Genomic DNA, 18,313 nt, shown 5'->3' with positions numbered 1-18,313 from the left:
CCTAGCTATAACAACATGCATCAATAGAGCCATAACTATTTAGATGATCCATCTCAAATTTTGAGTGCAAAAACAACTTAACAAATAAATATAAACAATACAGTCACAATTTTAATCTAACCTCAATAATTCCTGAAACATCATAGTTGGAGTTAAGAATGAGTGATATGGACGATAAAAACACAACCTCTTTAGCACGCCGCCACTTTTTAAAAAGCAGTGCAGGGATTGCTATTGCAGGACTAAGCGCAGCAACAATAAGTACCGAGCTACAAGCAGGTACACAGTGGAAAAAACCAAATAAACACCATTCAGAAAAGCATTTTTGGAAACAGGTTCAAAAACAATTTTCACTCGATAAAAAAACCACTTATATGAATATTGGCACCACTGGCTCAATGCCAAAGTCAGTGTTAAATAGTTATGATCACAACAATCGCATCGTAGCTAAAAATCCATGGGATATGCAGGGGAAATTTGGTAGCTGGCCATATGTATCAGAAATGGTCGCTCAAATAGCCCCAGGGTTTGGTGCACAACCACACGAAATAATCTTAAGTCGAAATACTACCGACGGTATGTGTAGCATTCTGCATGGGCTGCATTTTGAAGCTGGTGACGTGATTTTAACGACCCATCATGAACATGTAGCCGCGAATTCACCTTTCCACATACTCAGTCAACGTACTGGCGTAGAAGTGGTTTATCTTGATATTCCTGTTTTTACAAAAGATAACCCAATTACTGAACAAGACTTTCTTGACGTTTTTGCTAATGCTGTCGTTGAATATGGGTCACGTGTTCGCCTGATCTGTTTTTCGCATATCACCTATAAAACCGGCACAGCCCTCCCTGCAAAACGAATCTGCCAAGAGGTGGCGATCCCTAACGCCATTCCAACCCTCATTGATGGTGCGCATACTATCGGTATGTTTGATCTTAATTTCAATGATATTGGCTGTGACTTTTACGCAGGATCTGGTCATAAATGGCAATGCGGGCCTGGTGCAACGGGCATTTTATTTGTACGTGATAATGCCAGCCGATTAGATGAATACTGGGCAGACCGAGATAACCCACTATGGTTCGTGAACTCCTCACTAGGTCATGCTGATTACTTAGGTACGCAATTGCAATTACAATACATAGGCAATGACAACTATCCAGCTAAACAAGCGCTGTGTGATGCCTGCCTTCTATGGGATGATATCGGACGAGAAAAAATTGAAGCACGCGTTTTACAACTCAGTCAACTTTGTAAAACCCTATTAGTTGAAGCGTTTCCAGACGCACAACTTTACGCACCTAACATAGCTTCTTTAAGCAGTGGTCTGACAACCTTCAACCCCTTTGAAGATCAACACGATCTTGCTCAATTAACCGCTTTTAGAGACAGGCTACGTGAGGAAACAGGCTTTATTGTTCGTACTACGGATTTCAAATTACTTTCTAGTGATGCGGAAGATGTCCACGCACTAAGAATTTCAACGCACCTATTCCACAGTGAACAGGATGTAATTCAATTAGTTGATGCGATGACCACTGTATATCAAAATATTTAATCAAAAAAGTAGTCACCTTTATGTCAAAGTTGCCTATGCTTTTAAAGACATGGGCAATCCCTTTCTTCACAATGAAATGATTATGACTATTAAGAGGGTGACAAAGTGTTTATAAATATAAAGGTAAAATGGTTATTAACCATTTTCTTGCTTGTAATGTGTCCTTTGACATTACAAGCAAGAGATCTTAAAGAGATCCAAGCTGATGGTGTTTTACGTCACATTGGTGTTCCCTATGCCAATTTTGTGACCCAATATACGCAAGGCGGGAAAAGCATTGAAGGTGGCCTTGATGTAGAGTTAATGAAAGGTTTTGCGAAACATTTAGGGGTACGCTATGAATATGTTAGAGCGAATTGGGCTAACGTGTTTACGCTACTCAATGGCGAAAGTGCGCATTACAAAAACGGTCAAGTCGTTATCGGAGAACAACGACAGGCAATAGCGGGTGATATTATCGCGAACGGAGCGACAATCCTCGAGTGGCGTAAGCAGGTAGTCGATTTTTCCGATACATACTTTCCTTCTGCAGTATGGCTAATTGCTCGAGCGGACTCACCACTTTCCCCTATCAAGCCGAGCCAATCAACGACAAAAGATATCAAACAGGTTAAAAAACTAATTAGTGATGTGGACGTATTAGCAATGAAACACTCCTGCTTAGATCCCGACCTGTATAATTTATATGAGACAGGCGCTAATATTATATTGCCAGTTAAAGCGAGAAAACTAAACGAAATGGTGCCTGCAATCTTAAACAACGATGCTGAAACAACTTTACTCGATGTGCCAGATGCATTGATTGCATTACAAAGGTGGCCTGGTGAAATAAAAATAATCGGACCGATTTCAGAAGACCAGCGAATGGCTGTTGCTTTCCGTAAAAACTCTCCTGAACTTCGCCATGCTTTCAACTTATACCTAAGACATCTCAAAAAAGAAGGAATATATAATAAATTAGTGGATAAATATTATCCTTCGGTGTTTCACTTTTACAATGATTTTTTTAATCAAAAATCATAAGTTAATCAATGACTAAGTTACCTAAATTCATTTCCAGCAAAACAGCTATTATCATTGCAGCAGTTGTTCTAGCCGCTTATTTAATCCTTGTTTTAACGGTAGTAAATCTCGGACAAAACAAACTTAAAGAATCACAACACAGTGAATTGGAATTAAAAGTAGCCCACTACGCCTATGCCCTTAGCTACTTTTTTGATGTTTCGCAGGATAACATTCGTGTCTTATCAGTTGATCAAACAATCAACACCTTTTTCCATAATAGAAACGCCGGTATGTCCATGGCGTACGGGTTAGGTACCAGCTTATTTAAGCTTAAAAAGCTATTAAAACAGCTCGTCGTTCAACGAAGAATCGATAATATTCCTATTTTTAAACAGGTTTCATTATTTAATCTTGATGGCAATGCCATTGTTAACAACAGTGACACGCCACTTACCTTAACGGTAAAAGAGATAAACAAACTTCGACAAAAAGAGCGCTATATACAAGTAACCCCAACAGGCAATACAATTAGTATCAGGTTATTACAGCTTATTTATCTTAATGGCGAACCGATTGCTTACCTTGTAGCTGAAATTAGTAATGCAATGATTATTCAACAATTAACAGCACAGGAGCATTTAGGCAGTGGTAGCCGTATAGAATTAACCAGTGATCGTGGTAACCTATTTATTTGGGACTCTTTGAACAAAGCAACAAACCATCACCTCAACAAACAATTGCTTCAGTTAAACCAAGCTATCAGCATGACTCCATTTACCTTAAGGGGCTGGTATGAACCAGTTAATAATAAAGATCTTTTTACCTCTCATTGGTTTGTTTTAGTGTTATCACTCATGGCCATTCCTGTGACATTAGGTCTCTATTTTTTACTCCGAATAGAACACAATAATACCGTATTACAAACGCAGGTGAGTTTATCTGAGCTACAACAACAGCAGTTATCGATTCATAATTACCAATTAGAGAAAGAGGTTAGTAAACGAAAAGCTTCTGAGAAAGTATTAGAATATCAGGCAACACATGATTCATTAACAGACCTTGCTAATCGTAACTACAGCTTAAAAAAACTGGCCGATGCCATTGAACTAAGTAAACGCCATCACAGTAAAATTCTATTAATGTTTATCGACCTCGATAACTTTAAACATATTAATGACACCTTAGGCCACAGTGCGGGCGATCAGGTTTTAATTGAATCTAGTGAACGCTTACTGGCATCAGTTCGTAAAACAGATACTGTCGCTCGCTTAGGTGGGGATGAGTTTTTACTAATATTACCCGACCTCAAAAATAACCAGCAAGCAACAGTACTAGCAGCCGACATTTTACAACTCTTTGAGCAGCCATTTCATGTGCAAGGGCATGAATTCTTCACTTCAACTAGCATCGGGTTATCAATTTATCCACAGGATGGTGATAATCCAGATACGCTTTTAAAATGTGCAGATATGGCGCTATACCGTGTTAAAGACAACGGCCGTAATAGTTTTAGTTTTTATAATCCCATTATGAATAACAATATCTTACGCAATGTAAGTATTAATCGTCGTTTACGCTATGCGATCGAAAATAACAAACTTGAGATGTATTACCAGCCACTCGTTGATCTTCATAGCGGTAAAATACTTGGTGCAGAAGCACTCATGCGCTGGACAGATGAAGAGCTAGGCTTCGTGCCCCCCGATGAATTTATTCTATTAGCAGAGCGTAATGGGTTAATCCACCAGCTTGGTGATTTTGCTTTAACAGAGGCTTGCCAACATGCAGCCAAATGGCAAACGATTGCGCCCATTCAAATAGCCGTTAATTTCTCTAGTGTACAATTTCGCGATAGCCACGGCTTATTAGCAAAAATTATTGCGGTACTCGATGCCACTGGATTGCCCCATGACAAACTGGATGTAGAAGTTACAGAAAGTTTGCTTATCAACCAAGAGGATGAGCTAAGTAGCATGCTTGCAGAGGTGCGACGCTTAGGCATTCATTTGAGCATAGATGATTTTGGCACTGGTTATTCAGCACTGAGTTACTTACAAAAATACGCCTTTAGTAAACTCAAGATTGATCGGGCGTTTGTGATGAACCTTGCAGACAATGAATCAGATAGATCTCTTGTGACAGCCATTATAGCGATGGCTAAAGCATTGAAGCTTAAAGTCGTTGCAGAGGGAATAGAGGAGCAACTACAGGCTGATTTCTTGAAAGATCTAGATTGTGAATATGGTCAAGGTTACCTATTTAGCAGACCCCTTCCCGCGGATGCATTTGAAAAATTATTAATCGCAGATAATAGCTAAATCATAATTTCCCCTCTACGACGATGCATCAGCCTTGATCAAACGGTATACTCTCAGGCAGCATAAAATACATTAAAGAGTATGATAACCAATGAAACAATATTTAGAGTTAAGTCGACGCATCGTCGAAGAGGGTAAATGGATTGAAAATGAGCGCACTGGTAAACGCTGTTTAACCGTTATTAATGCAGATTTAACCTATAACGTTGATGATAATGAGTTCCCGTTAATCACCACACGTAAAAGTTTCTGGAAAGCCGCGATTGCTGAGTTGCTGGGTTACCTTCGCGGTTACAGTAGCGCTGAACAGTTTCGCGCCATTGGTTGTAATACTTGGAACGCCAATGCTAACGATAATGCCGATTGGCTGAGCAACCCACACCGAAAAGGTGAAGATGACATGGGTTTTGTATACGGCGCGGTGGCACGTAACTTCCCCAAACCTGATGGTGGCAGCGTCGATTTAGTACGCAAAGTGGTGGATAACTTATCTAAAGGGATTGATGATCGTGGCGAGATAATCACCTTTTATCATCCTGCTTCGTTTCATTTAGGTTGTTTACGCCCATGCATGTTTCAGCATCAATTCTCAATCCTTGATGGACACCTTTACCTAAACAGCTATCAGCGCTCTTGTGATGTACCACTAGGCTTAAATTTCAATCAGGTACAGGTATTTACATTGTTAGCACTAATGGCACAAATCACCGGATTAAAACCAGGCAAGGCGTACCACAAAATCATTAACGCGCATATCTATGAAGACCAACTTGAACTGATGCGTGATGTGCAACTAAAACGCGAGCCGTTTGCTTCGCCACAACTGCATATCAACCCAAAAATAAAATCCTTTGAAGATCTAGAAACATGGGTAACGCTAGATGATTTTTCGGTTACTGGTTATGAGCACCACGAATCAATCAAGTACCCGTTTTCGGTATAGGGATTAGCCGTTAACTCAAAGATTAAAGCCAAAAAGGCACATTCCATTTAATTAGAATGTGCCTTTTCTTTTGCATTTAAGGTGCTCTCTGATAACTGACTAAGCGTTCACATCAATAACAATTTTACCGCGTGTTCGACCAGATTGGCTTTGCAGATGCGCATCTACAATTTGCTCTAGACTAAAGCTGTGTTCAATTAGCGGTTTAAGCTGATCTGCCTCCACTAGCTTATTTAGCTCTTTGAGAATACGGCGACTTGGCTCGATAAAGACAAAGGCAGCTTTTACATTATGCTGTTGTGCTTTTTCTTCACTGGGTGGTTCCACAACAGAAACCAATATACCGCCCGCTTTAAGTAGCGTCCATGAGTTTTCTTGAGCTTCGCCCCCGAGGGTATCAAGCACTACATCAACCGCTTCTATCTGTTCTTGTAAAGCGCCCTGCGTATAATCAATCGCTTGATCAGCCCCCAACTCTTTTAATAAAGCTTGGTTAGCAGTTGATGCCGTTGCAATCACAAATGCGCCTTTGGCTTTGGCGATTTGAATCGCTAAATGGCCAACACCACCAGCTCCTGCATGAATCAATACACGTTGCCCTGCCTGAATATCAGCAACATCAACCAAACACTGCCACGCGGTAATACCGGCAAGTGGTAAAGAAGCTGCCTGTGCAAAATCGAGTTTCGTTGATTTTAATACCACTTCATCAGCTTTAACGGCGATGTAATCGGCGTAACTACCGTCACGCGTAATATTTGGGCGACTAAATACCTCATCGCCCACTCTAAAATCGCTCACAGCTGAACCCACTTTGGTGACCACGCCAGCGACATCCCAACCTAGGGTGAGCGGTAATTCGTAAGGGATAAACTCTTGTAAGTAACCCTCTCTAATTTTCCAATCAACCGGATTAATAGAGGCAGCTTTAACTTCGATTAAAAGATCATCATCATTAATAGTCGGGATATCAATTTGATCTAGTGTGAGTGTTTCTGTGCCACCATATTGGTGAATTCTGACTGCGCGCATCATATATTCCTTTTCAATTAATTGTAAATTAAAGTGCTACACCATTAACCGTCAGTTTCACATCAATATTGCCACGTGTTGCATTTGAATATGGACACACCTGATGTGCTGTTTTAACCAATTCAATAGCAACTTCATCAGCCAAGTCAAGCTCAACCGCCAATGCTACTGTTAGTGCAAAGCCCCCGCTTGCATTTGCGCCAATACCAACGGTAGCTGTTGTAGGTGCTGCCTTGATCGCCACTTTGCCTTCACGTGCAACGTGTAACAGTGCATTTGAGAAACACGCGGCATAACCCGCTGCAAACAGTTGTTCTGGATTTGTAGCTTCGCCCGTACCGCCCATCTCTTTCGGGTAGCTCAATGCAACATCTAGTTTTTTATCATCTGTGCTTACTTGTCCGTTACGGCCGGCATTTGCTGTTGCTGAAGTTGTGTATAACGTAGTCATCTTTATTCCTTAGTGCATTTAATGATTGGGGATTGTATTTTCGCAAACTAAATTGATAACAACTTAGTTGCGCACAATCTATTTTTGTAGGTTAATTGAGTTTTGCACGTAACGCAAGTATATTGTGCACAATATATTTAAATACTTTCTTATTAGGATCCTTTTATGGAAAAAAATAATTCTGATTTACAGCTCGATAAACAGATCTGTTTCGCTTTATACAGCGCATCAAATGCAATGAGTCGCGCTTATCGCCCTTTGCTGGAAAAGCTGGATCTCACTTATCTGCAATATATTGTGATGATGGTATTGTGGGAACATGACACCATGAACGTGAAAGCACTAGGCAACAAAGTAAGCTTAGATTCCGGTACGTTAACGCCATTATTAAAGCGCTTAGAAGGTAAAGGGTTAATTGTGCGCTCTCGAAGTGCGGAAGATGAGCGGGTACGTATTATTACTCTTTCTGATGCAGGCTTTAAAATGAGAGAGCAAGCAGAAAGTGTACCGAAAGAGATGTTTTGTAAATCAAAGATGAGTGTCGAAGAGTTAGCTCAATTAAAGCAAAGCTGTGATTTGCTACTGAGCAAGCTGAGTCAGGCGTAACGCGATTTAATCAGACAACCACCTTTGTGGCTACTCAGCCCCCTTTTTAGAAGCGAGTAGATGAACAAGTATATTTATCTTTATTGTAAAACTGATATTTTCGGACAAAGTGAAAAATGAATGTGACACAAATACCCTCTATTTTTCTTGCTAAGACGTGATTGCTTAGCAAGTCCCGCCATGGTTATTAAAAAGATTAATTATCTTTTTTAACACACCCTGCAAGTATGAGAAGCTTACTCTAGAAAGGGTGCTGTTCAAGTCGGTGCGTTTAAGCAATCAGGTCGTGCAAGACAAAAAATAGCGGGGCGGCCTTTCTCTTGGTTACTTCTCTTTGGCCGTCAAAGAGAAGTAACTCGCCAAGGGCGAAATTCGCACTAAGAAATACCGAAAACTAAAAATTTTAGCTCAAAACTTGAGTGTTAATGAGCAGGTAGTTGTGATCCTTTTTACTCAAAAGAAGCTTGCGACATTATCATTACTTAGCTTGTTTTTGATAACCGTAAACGATCAGCGCAATACCAGCAATCACCATCGGCACCGATAAAATTTGCCCCATAGTTAAGCCAAAGGTTAAGAAACCAAGGTGTGCATCGGGTTCACGTGCAAACTCCACAATAATTCGGAACACACCGTAACCCAACAAAAATAGTCCGGCTACTGAACCTGCTGGTCGTGGCTTACGATTAAACATCACCAACATAATAAACAACACCACACCTTCGAGTGCGAATTCATATAGTTGCGAGGGATGACGAGGTAAAGGCCCAGCATTATGGAAAACGATGCCAAAGGGAGAATCGGTCACACGTCCCCACAACTCTGAGTTGATAAAATTACCAATTCTTCCAGCACCTAACCCGACCGGTAATAGTGGCACAATAAAATCACCAACAGATAAGATAGAGCGTTTGTTTTTTAAAGCATAAAAAATGATCGCAGTCACTACACCAACAACACCACCATGGAAAGACATCCCTCCTTCCCAAATTCTAAACAGATAGAGTGGGTTATCTAAGAATTGCGAAAATTGATAGAAGAATACATAACCCGCTCGTCCGCCCAAAATAACGCCCATGAAACCGTAAAACAAGAGGTCACTGGCTTGCTCACGCGTCCACAGCCCGTTGGAGCGGTCACACTGTCGATTGGCCATCCAAAAGGCAAACACAAATCCCACCAGGTACATTAATCCGTACCAACGAATATCAAGTGGCCCAATGCTGATCGCGATAGGATCTATGACCGGTAAAACAAAGTTTGAAGAAGGCATACGTAAACTCTTTACAAAAAAATAATGCAATAATAACAATTGCTTCACCATTAGAGAATCGCTACTCTGAAATTATCTTTAATGTTTGGTTAATATCACTATGTATATAGGCATGCTCTTAGCGCTTTTTGGCACGCTCCTTTTCTCATTAAAATCGATCTTTATTAAGTTTGCTTATGCACAAGGATTAGATGCCAATACAGTACTTGTGTTTCGCATGGCGATTTCTGTTCCGTTTTACCTAGTTATTTTGAGTTACCTGATGATCAAGCGGAAACAACAAAGCTATGCAGTTCCTCTTTCTTCGATGTTGCTATTAAAGGTTTTAGGGTTAGGCTTTTTAGGTTATTACTTGTCTTCGCTACTCGACTTGATGGGGCTTGAGTATATTAGTGCGCAATTAGAGCGCCTAACACTTTTTACCTACCCGTTTATGGTGGCAATCATTGGTTATTTTTTATTTAAACAACCATTAAGTAAGCGCTTGCTACTTTCATTACTTATCTCATACCTCGGCCTCTGGGTAGTGATGGGCCAAGAGTTACAAATAACCGGCAATAATGTTGTGTTGGGTACAGTGCTTGTTATGGGGGCTGCGCTGAGTTTTTCATTTTATGTTTTATTAAGTAAATCGCTCATCAACCAAATAGGCTCGTTACTTTTTACTTCGCTGGCAATGACTGCTTCATCTGTATTGGTGTTTATTCATGGTGCAATCGAGATTGATTTTTTAGCCCTAGTGATTACACCACAAGCTTGGTTATGGTTATTTTTATTAGCTATATTGAGCACTGTTTTACCCAGTTTTATGATGTCTGAAGCAATTCAACGAATTGGACCAACCCAAACCGGCATTATGGGCACTTTAGGGCCAATCTTTACTATTGTCCTTGCTATCTATCTACTTGATGAACCGATCACTTTATATATGTTTTTTGGCATGATGATGGTGATGTGTGGCGTTGCTGTATTAATGATAAAGAAAAAATGAATTTATTCGCTTCTATGATCTGACGCTGTGAAAGTATAAGTGATTCAAATACAATGAAGCCACATAATGCCATGATGGCGTTATAAATTTCATTGCATAGCAGTACAAAAAGGAATTTAAAATGCGTTACGACATTAAGCGCTTATTTCTCGTGATTTCAAAGATCATAGTTGATAGCAATCCGAATAAATAGATAACCTCTATTTAATCCGATTGCTATGACTTAGGAGCAGGGGGTAATTAGATTATACAATTCCCCCTTCCACATTGATCCCCTTCACATGTATTTAACAGCATCACTCAATTAGTAGTGCATAAAGCTATGTACCAAACAGTTTAAACAGGTAAGTTAATATGACCCCCACTCTTCTACAACGATATATGAACGGTAGCCTAGTGCTACAAATTATTATTGGTATTTGCGCTGGTATTTTACTAGCACTATTCGCACCAGAGACAGCACTGTCGCTGACCTTTTTAGGAAGCTTATTTGTTAGTGCTTTAAAAGCGGTTGCGCCTATTTTGGTGTTTGTATTGGTTGCTTCTGCGATTGCGAATCAGCAGAAAGGCACTCATACCAACCTTAAACCGGTTATCCACCTTTATCTTATTGGTACCTTACTCGCGGCGACGACTGCCGTGGTGATTAGCGTCTTATTTCCGACTACATTAGTATTGGCATCAACAGATATTCAGGCAACACCGCCAGAGGGTATTTTAGAAGTATTAAATACACTGCTGTTTAAAATTGTTGATAACCCAGTTAACGCGATTGTAACCGGTAACTTCATCGGCATTTTAGCATGGGGATTAGGGTTAGGTTTTGCACTACAACATGCAAATAAAAGTACTAAAAGTACCTTACATGATGTATCGAGCGCTATCACTAAAATCGTGCATATCGTGATCCGCTTTGCACCTATCGGTATATTTGGTTTAGTCGCACAAACAGTTGCTGAAACAGGTTTCTCAGCCCTATTAGGTTACTCTCAATTGCTGTTAGTATTAATCGGCTGCATGTTATTTGTCGCACTTGCAGTAAACCCAGCACTGGTTTACTTCAAGTTACGTACTAACCCCTATCCACTAGTATTTAAATGTTTACGCGAGTCAGGCGTAACGGCATTCTTTACTCGAAGTTCAGCGGCTAACATTCCTGTAAACATGGAGTTATGTAAGCAATTAGATCTGCATGAAGATACTTATGCAGTATCTATTCCACTTGGTGCAACGATTAATATGGCTGGTGCTTCTATCACTATTACCATTTTAACATTAGCGGCAGTGCATACTTTAGGGATCGAATTTGATATTGCGACGGCTATTTTACTCAGTGTGGTAGCAGCCGTTTCTGCCTGTGGTGCATCGGGTGTTGCTGGTGGTTCATTATTATTAATTCCACTCGCTTGTGGCTTGTTTGGTGTGCCAAATGAAGTGGCAATGCAAGTCGTTGCAATCGGCTTTATTATCGGTGTTGTGCAAGATTCAGCTGAAACTGCCCTTAATAGTTCAACGGATGTATTATTTACGGCAGCTGCGTGCCGTGCTGCGGAACAAAAGCAATAACTAACGCTTTAGCAAGCTTTAAGGGCGCCCTTAAAGCTTGCTATTTGTTATTTACTTACCGGCTCGAATAAAGCCACCAAGGCCTTTCCTATCTAAGTAATTAACAAAAACAGTACGAATTTCCGCGCCACTGTTCGCCTCTAACGCTATCTCAATACAATTATTTAACTCATGCATTGGGACGTTATTAATTAAATATTTAATTTTTCCCATATTATTGGCATTCATACTCAGTTTTTTATAGCCCAGCCCTAATAAAATCATCGCACCAATTGGATCGCCTGCTAATTCACCACAAACACTCACTTCAAGTTCCCCTTCTTGCGCATTATCAATTATCATTTTAAGGCACTGCAATACGGCAGGGTGGTAACTATCAAATAATGAGGCGACACGGCTGTTATTTCGATCCACCGCAAGTAAGTATTGAATGAGATCATTACTACCAATAGAAAGAAAGTCGACCTGTTGAGCCAATTGTTTAATGATAAAAATTGATGCGGGTACTTCAATCATGACACCGATCGGCGGAATAGGGAATGCTTCAGGAGTTAGCCCAAGTTCATACTTTATCTCATTCCACGCCTGGTAAATCAGCAACTTAGCTTCAACCACTTCCTCAATATTACTCACCATTGGTAACATAATACGTAAATTCTGTGTATGCAGGTTCGCGCTCAGCATACCTCGAATTTGCATTAAAAATATTTCGGGGTGATCTAAGGTTAAACGGATACCACGCCAACCAAGAAAAGGGTTATCTTCAACAATAGGGAAGTAACTCAGCTGCTTATCACCACCGATATCAAGTGTACGCATAGTGACAGGTAAGGTACGATATTGTGTTAATAAGGTTTGATAAATGGCAACTTGCTCAAGCTCTGTCGGAAAAACATTGGTGAGCATAAAAGGAAGTTCACTACGATATAAACCAATACCATCAAACTGCCCTTCAACAGCACCATGCTGGTTGGCATTCAAACCTGTATTAAGCAAAATATCTATTTTCTGTCCATCTACAGTTAATGCAGGTTTATGCTCGCCGCCAGAAACCAGTAGTTTAAGCTCATCCTCTTCAGCTAAAAGCTGTTGATAATGCTTTATTAGTGGCTGAGTCGGAAATATCACCACGGCACCGGCATAACCATCAATAATCAACATCTGCTGATTTAGATTAATTAATGAAAGTGGTACTCCCATGACAGCAGGAACGCCAAGCGCTCTTGCTAAAATAGCCACATGCGAACTTACGCCACCGTGCACTGAGATAATACCGTGGAGATGCTCTGTGGGAACACTTGCAAGCATCGAAAGTGTTACCTCATTCGCCACTAAAATGAGCTTATCTGGTAGTTTAATGTGCTCATCTACCTGCTGTGTTAAATGATATAAAAGACGCTGAGCAACATCACGAATATCACTTGCTCTTTCACGTAAATAAGCGTCTGACATCGCTTCAAACTGTGCAATAAAGGACTCTGAAACGACTTTTATTGCACTAGAAGCGGTTAAGTGCTGCTCATTAATTTGTAACCTAATCGCATCGATAAAGGCTTTGTCTTTTAAAACATGTGAATAAATATCAAACAACGCAAAGGCTTCTTTAGATAGTTGCTCCTTTAACGTTAGCGCCATACTAGAAAACTCATCTCGACACTTTTTCAGCATCATCTCAAACAGTAAAATATCTTTACTTGGTGAATGACTTTTTTCTATTTCAACTTCATCAAGCGTTAAAATAGGTCGCACTACATAAGCGGGAGCGATGGCAATACCTGAACTCGCAGGGCTACCTTGAAGGTGTAAAGCACTACTAGGGTGTTGGTCTTCGTTAATTTGTAAACGTAACCCAGAATTAGCTAATACACTGGCTAAATGCATCGCCAGAGTAACTAAGAAAGATTCTTCAAGCTCACTGAATAAACGAGGGATTTTTTGTTGGGCAACTAACACCCCTAACACTTGTCTTTGATGAATAATTGGAGTGCCTAAAAAGGAACTAAAGTCATCTTCTTGGCTTCCCGGTAAGTATTTATAATGGGGATGTTCAGTAATATTGGCAAGATTTAACGGCTCACCTTTTTGATGTATTAAGCCAACGATACCTTCACCAAATTTGAGATGGTGCCTTGTTTCCCCTTGGCTTAATAACCCTTCGCTGGCCATTAAATTAAGTTTTTGTGTGCCATCATCAGTAATATAAATCGTGCAACAGTCGACTTCCATCACTGATTTGGTTTGCTTTACTAAGGTATCCATCGCTAAAGTGAGGTTGGTGGCATTACCCACTTGCTCAACTATATGGCGTAACTGACTTAACATTCAATACCTCTACTTAACCGATAGCGAAATTAATTGCCCTTATTGTTTGGGCGACGATAACGTTTACCTCTTTTTTTCTCGCTGTTACTTTTCATGAGTGAAAAGGCCACCGCAGAGAACTCTTTTAATGCTTTGCGGTAAACTTCTCGTTTGAAAGAAACAACCTGTCTGACAGGATACCAATAGGTTACCCATCGCCAATCATCAAATTCAGGGTGTCCACAAGCCTCAAACTCAATCTGCTTATCATTGCTTATCAATTGTAATAAAAACCAACGCTGTTTCTGTCCAATACATACGGGCTCCGGGGAATCCCATCGCACTAAACGTTTAGGCAATTTATAGCGCAACCATGAACGGCTGGTTGCTAGCAGCTTAACATGTTCAGGTTTTAGACCAACTTCTTCATATAACTCTCGATACATTGCCTGATCAGGCGTCTCGCCCTCTTTAATTCCGCCTTGTGGGAACTGCCAAGAGTGCTGTCCATATCGTTTCGCCCATAAAACCTGGCCATTTTTATTACAGATGATGATACCTACATTTGGACGATAGCCGTCAGTATCTATCACTAAATACACCTTTAAGGTTAGACCAAACCCTTTGAATTATTTTTTTGGGGTAAGGCACTATATTGAAATAATGGGGCATTCTTTCACAGAATCTTAACCCCATCAAACTGATATGAAGAAAAGTGATACATATCCACGAAAACTGTGCATAAGTTTGTGCATAATGATCTTACAAAGAGAAAAAAGATCTTTTAGGTAATATGCAAGATCTTTATTTTTTTTGTTTACCAACCTTTTATTTGTTAATAATCATGTACTTAAGACTGTAAATACGGCACGCACAAATATAAACTGTATTTATAAACAGTAGTAATAATTCACACCTCAATGTGAATATCTCCTTAGTTCAAATTTCAACCATTTCAATCTTTAACCTATAATTTAGCTGTTAAATTAGCCAATGATCACGTTTATTTAAAAAGTTATTAGTAGAAAATTAAAACTGTCATAGAAGATAACTACAATTATGAGTTACTCACATAAAAAGTGGATAACTCTGTGTAAGCTACTTGATAAAGAGATGAATAACCTTGAATAGTTATATAACTATATTAATATTCATCTCTCAAATCACCTACAGAGACCAGCGTGAAGATGATTGCACCACCTAAAACCAGCCATGAGTTACTCTCACTTTGTGAAAAAATAGCAGGTTATTCATTGCATGAACTTGCCGAACAGGCTGGAATAAAGATGGCCAAGGATCTTCGTACTAATAAAGGATGGGTCGGTCAACTGATCGAGTGGCACTTAGGCGCCACGGCCGGCAGTAAACCAGAGCAAGACTTTAAACATTTAGGCATTGAATTAAAAACAATTCCGATTGATCAATTTGGCAAAGTATTAGAAACCACCTTTGTCTGCTCCACACCTATTTTAAATACCACAGGTCTAACTTGGGAAAACAGTAATATTCGTAATAAACTAAGCCAAGTATTGTGGGTCCCAGTTCAGGGAGAACGAAGTGTTTCCTTAGCAGATAGGATTGTCGGCAGTGGTTTCTTATGGACAGCGTCAGCCTACCAAGAACAACAACTTAAAGCCGACTGGCTAGAGCTAATGGAAAAGATTGCACTTGGTAAAATAGAGTCTATCAGCGCACGAGATGGCGATGTACTTCAACTTAGACCCAAAGCGGCCAATGGAAAAGTACTGACTGAAGCTTATGGAGAAGATGGGACAATCATTAAAGTCCGTCCACGTGGTTTTTATCTTAAAAAAGCGTTTACACAATCCATTATTAATCAACAATTTGCAATATGAACTAAAATTTTAAAATACGGCTAGAAATTAACCAGTAGTTGCAGTAAATTATCTATATCCTCTTTATCACTTTATGAGTTAATAATTATGAGCATTAAAAAACAGTACTTAAAATCTAAACCAGAAGTAAAAATTACGTTTGAGATTGAAAGCAAAGATGCTGCGGATGCAGATAGTATCTCTCTGCTTTCGGAGCATAATGACTGGCAAACAATTGAGTTTAAAAAACTCAAAAGTGGCAAGTTTAAGGTGGCATTTAACGTATCAACCGCGACTTGTGAAGGCTTTCAATATATTTTTCAGGTGACAAATAGTACAGGTGAACAATCGATGTTGTTACCCACAGGTGCCGATAACTATGTTGATAACGGTATGAATGACGGCGGTCAAAACGCAGTTTTAAAAATCGCATAATAATTGACAAGTAAGTAAAAGGCCGGCTAATCATAAATTTATATTCTATGATTAACTGGCCTTTAAAATACCTTATTTACATGTTACAAATTTCTTAAACTCTCCGTAAAACCCAATTGAATATTCAATCCGTTGGCTGTGCTAGCAATGATTCTACATGATCTAAAAACATCGTATAACGGATCTCGTTAGCTGGGATAAGTGCATCCCCCACCACCATAATATCTATCTGTCCCGATTGTGATTCTTTAAAGGGTATTTTTACTAAGTCCGTCGATACTTCAATTTTATGTATTAATGCATTGCATTTATTCTTATTGTAATTTGGCAAGAGAACAGCAAATTGATTATCACCATAACGAGCAACGATATCCGCATCGTGTCCAACACAACCAACTAATTTTTGCGCCAACAATCGCAACGTATAATCAGCCGTTTCTTTTCCATATTTATCACAAAACAGTGCTAATTCATTAAACTCTAATAAAATAATCGCTAAGGGCTGTCGCTTTGATTGCATCAATTGCCATTCGCGTTCAAACTCCTCATCAAAATAGGGGCGATTAAACAATCCTGTTAAGTCATCCACTTGCTGTAATCGAGTCATCTTAATTTGTGCATCTTCTAATGCTTTTTGATTACGAGCAACTTCTATTTTAAGTGCCGTTTTCTCTCTCTGTTCTCGTTCGATTAAAGCATATTGAAACTCATTTTTTTTCTCTTGCAATAAGCGAACGCGATGCGACAAAGCTAATGAAAAAACAAATACTTCAACCATGGAGCCAATCATAAAACCATAACGACTGACAAAATTATGCTCAATAACCCCAGCATTAACAGCCGCAATCGCAAACAGCCCTAATATATGCCAGCTCATGCCAAAAACAAGATAGTTAGATAGCTCAATATTCTTATAAAAAGCGTAAATACCAATAAAAAAGAGCACCAAGGTAGCTGGTAGGCCAATAAAAACAACGAAGTAATAATTACTGATATCAATATAAGTCAACGCCCCTTGTAATATAAAAATGAAAGCGATGAAGAGCATCAATTTATCTAGATAGGGCAAGGTTACTGGGCTGTTTAATAATTTGCGAATAAATAAAGTTAAGCAAGCAACAGAGATAGAGATTGAAACGACTAAATCATAATGGCTAGCCGGCTGAGTGACAAAATAAAGATCATAGCCACTATACATCAGCACAAAAATAAAGAATGATGCACAATAAGCGGTGTAATAGATGTACAGTTCATCGCGAAGCGAAAAAAGTAAAAACAGGTTATAAAGTAGCATCGCTAGTGATATGCCAAAAAAGAACCAGTATCCAGCAACCTCGAACTGCTCATCAATTAAAAATGACTCAACAGCTTTTACCGTGATCCCGACCGTAAGCAAGTCTTGCTTACAATTCATCATCAGGTATATTTTTTTAGACTCTCCCGCCTCGAGAGGAACGATAAAGACAGGCAAACGATTAGGCACAGCTCTTTCTTTTAGCGGTACAGATAGGCCATTTTTTTCTTCAACCCAAACTCCATTAGGCTGTTGATAATAGATATCAGCATTAAAAAGAAAAGGCTCATCAAACTGTATTACTCGCTTTACTGCCTCTAGCCCGTTATTTTTCAAAGTAAATGAGAACCAATAGTTAGCTTCTTCAATAGGAATATTAAAACGAGAACTTGTTTCAATAGATGTTAATTGTCCATTGCTAATGTCTTGTATGGTTAATTTTTGTTCATGATCAACAAATAGATTTAGGGTGAAGTCACTACGAGAATAATTGTCTTCAGCCACTAATAAAGGAGGCAGATTTTCTGAGGCAAAAAGATTTCCCGAAAACAATATAAGAAGAAAAAAGAAGAATCGATTCATCATGTTCCAATACAAATGAGATAGTCCCTCAAAGATATTCTCTTTTTTTAAAAAAGAAAATGTTAGGGTTAACATTACAGCTAAAAAAGAGACGTTGAGCAGATCCTTTCTATTCATGT

The 18,313-nt window shown here is 39.4% G+C and carries 15 protein-coding genes; 9 read left to right on the top strand and 6 right to left on the bottom strand.

The window, feature by feature from the left end:
• The first annotated feature begins 158 nt into the window (after positions 1 to 158).
• The 4 genes from CW745_RS10535 (at position 159) to CW745_RS10520 (ending at position 5,828) form a co-directional block, all read left to right on the top strand.
• Positions 159 to 1,562 (top strand): aminotransferase class V-fold PLP-dependent enzyme, encoded by a 1,404-nt coding sequence (locus CW745_RS10535; RefSeq protein ID WP_202973186.1) that lies wholly within the window; start codon positions 159 to 161, stop codon positions 1,560 to 1,562.
• Positions 1,563 to 1,667: 105 nt separating this feature from the next.
• Positions 1,668 to 2,585, top strand: a complete 918-nt coding sequence (locus CW745_RS10530) for a transporter substrate-binding domain-containing protein (protein WP_238596779.1) — start codon at positions 1,668 to 1,670, stop codon at positions 2,583 to 2,585.
• A gap of 8 nt (positions 2,586 to 2,593) precedes the next feature.
• Positions 2,594 to 4,885, top strand: a complete 2,292-nt coding sequence (locus CW745_RS10525) for an EAL domain-containing protein (RefSeq protein WP_101108601.1) — start codon at positions 2,594 to 2,596, stop codon at positions 4,883 to 4,885.
• Positions 4,886 to 4,976: 91 nt separating this feature from the next.
• Positions 4,977 to 5,828, top strand: coding sequence for a thymidylate synthase (locus tag CW745_RS10520; protein WP_101108600.1), 852 nt, complete (start codon positions 4,977 to 4,979; stop codon positions 5,826 to 5,828).
• 99 nt (positions 5,829 to 5,927) lie between these two features.
• Here the strand turns inward: CW745_RS10520 and CW745_RS10515 are convergent, their stop codons facing one another.
• Together CW745_RS10515 and CW745_RS10510 are read right to left on the bottom strand one after the other, a co-directional pair.
• The gene (locus CW745_RS10515; protein WP_238596777.1) at positions 5,928 to 6,863 is read right to left on the bottom strand and encodes an NADP-dependent oxidoreductase; all 936 of its coding nucleotides are present in this window, start codon (positions 6,861 to 6,863) and stop codon (positions 5,928 to 5,930) included.
• 25 nt (positions 6,864 to 6,888) lie between these two features.
• A complete protein-coding gene (locus tag CW745_RS10510; RefSeq protein ID WP_101108598.1) occupies positions 6,889 to 7,311 on the bottom strand; it encodes an organic hydroperoxide resistance protein in 423 nt (140 codons plus the stop codon).
• Between the two features lie 165 nt (positions 7,312 to 7,476).
• On the opposite strand from CW745_RS10510, the gene CW745_RS10505 reads away from it, so the two are divergent.
• Positions 7,477 to 7,917 carry a MarR family transcriptional regulator gene (locus CW745_RS10505; protein ID WP_101108597.1) on the top strand — a complete coding sequence of 147 codons (441 nt, stop codon included), beginning with the start codon at positions 7,477 to 7,479 and terminating at the stop codon, positions 7,915 to 7,917.
• Positions 7,918 to 8,395: 478 nt separating this feature from the next.
• Here the strand turns inward: CW745_RS10505 and lgt are convergent, their stop codons facing one another.
• On the bottom strand, positions 8,396 to 9,190 hold the full coding sequence (gene lgt, locus CW745_RS10500) for a prolipoprotein diacylglyceryl transferase (protein WP_101108596.1): 795 nt from the start codon (positions 9,188 to 9,190) through the stop codon (positions 8,396 to 8,398).
• Between the two features lie 100 nt (positions 9,191 to 9,290).
• Between lgt and CW745_RS10495 the strand changes: the two genes are divergently transcribed.
• Complete coding sequence (locus CW745_RS10495) at positions 9,291 to 10,181, top strand: DMT family transporter (RefSeq protein WP_101108595.1); 891 nt, start codon at positions 9,291 to 9,293, stop codon at positions 10,179 to 10,181.
• 354 nt (positions 10,182 to 10,535) lie between these two features.
• Positions 10,536 to 11,747: a serine/threonine transporter SstT gene (gene sstT / locus CW745_RS10490; RefSeq protein ID WP_101108594.1), complete on the top strand. Its 1,212-nt coding sequence runs from the start codon at positions 10,536 to 10,538 to the stop codon at positions 11,745 to 11,747.
• A gap of 51 nt (positions 11,748 to 11,798) precedes the next feature.
• On the opposite strand, the gene ptsP is transcribed toward sstT, so the two are convergent.
• The gene (gene ptsP, locus CW745_RS10485) at positions 11,799 to 14,069 is read right to left on the bottom strand and encodes a phosphoenolpyruvate--protein phosphotransferase (RefSeq protein ID WP_101108593.1); all 2,271 of its coding nucleotides are present in this window, start codon (positions 14,067 to 14,069) and stop codon (positions 11,799 to 11,801) included.
• Between the two features lie 29 nt (positions 14,070 to 14,098).
• A complete protein-coding gene (gene rppH / locus CW745_RS10480; protein WP_101108592.1) occupies positions 14,099 to 14,641 on the bottom strand; it encodes an RNA pyrophosphohydrolase in 543 nt (180 codons plus the stop codon).
• A 594-nt stretch (positions 14,642 to 15,235) separates the two neighbouring features.
• Here rppH and mutH point away from each other — a divergent pair.
• Together mutH and CW745_RS10470 are read left to right on the top strand one after the other, a co-directional pair.
• Positions 15,236 to 15,904, top strand: coding sequence for a DNA mismatch repair endonuclease MutH (gene mutH, locus CW745_RS10475; protein ID WP_101108730.1), 669 nt, complete (start codon positions 15,236 to 15,238; stop codon positions 15,902 to 15,904).
• Positions 15,905 to 15,991: 87 nt separating this feature from the next.
• Complete coding sequence (locus CW745_RS10470) at positions 15,992 to 16,318, top strand: hypothetical protein (protein WP_101108591.1); 327 nt, start codon at positions 15,992 to 15,994, stop codon at positions 16,316 to 16,318.
• 124 nt (positions 16,319 to 16,442) lie between these two features.
• Here the strand turns inward: CW745_RS10470 and CW745_RS10465 are convergent, their stop codons facing one another.
• Positions 16,443 to 18,311, bottom strand: a complete 1,869-nt coding sequence (locus CW745_RS10465) for a 7TM diverse intracellular signaling domain-containing protein (RefSeq protein WP_101108590.1) — start codon at positions 18,309 to 18,311, stop codon at positions 16,443 to 16,445.
• Positions 18,312 to 18,313: the final 2 nt, after the last annotated feature.

It is taken from the genome of Psychromonas sp. psych-6C06 (genome assembly GCF_002835465.1).
Taxonomy (GTDB): Bacteria; Pseudomonadota; Gammaproteobacteria; order Enterobacterales; family Psychromonadaceae; genus Psychromonas.
The sequence above is the reverse complement of the archived record's forward strand: the minus strand, read 5'-3'. Positions and strand labels throughout refer to the sequence as shown.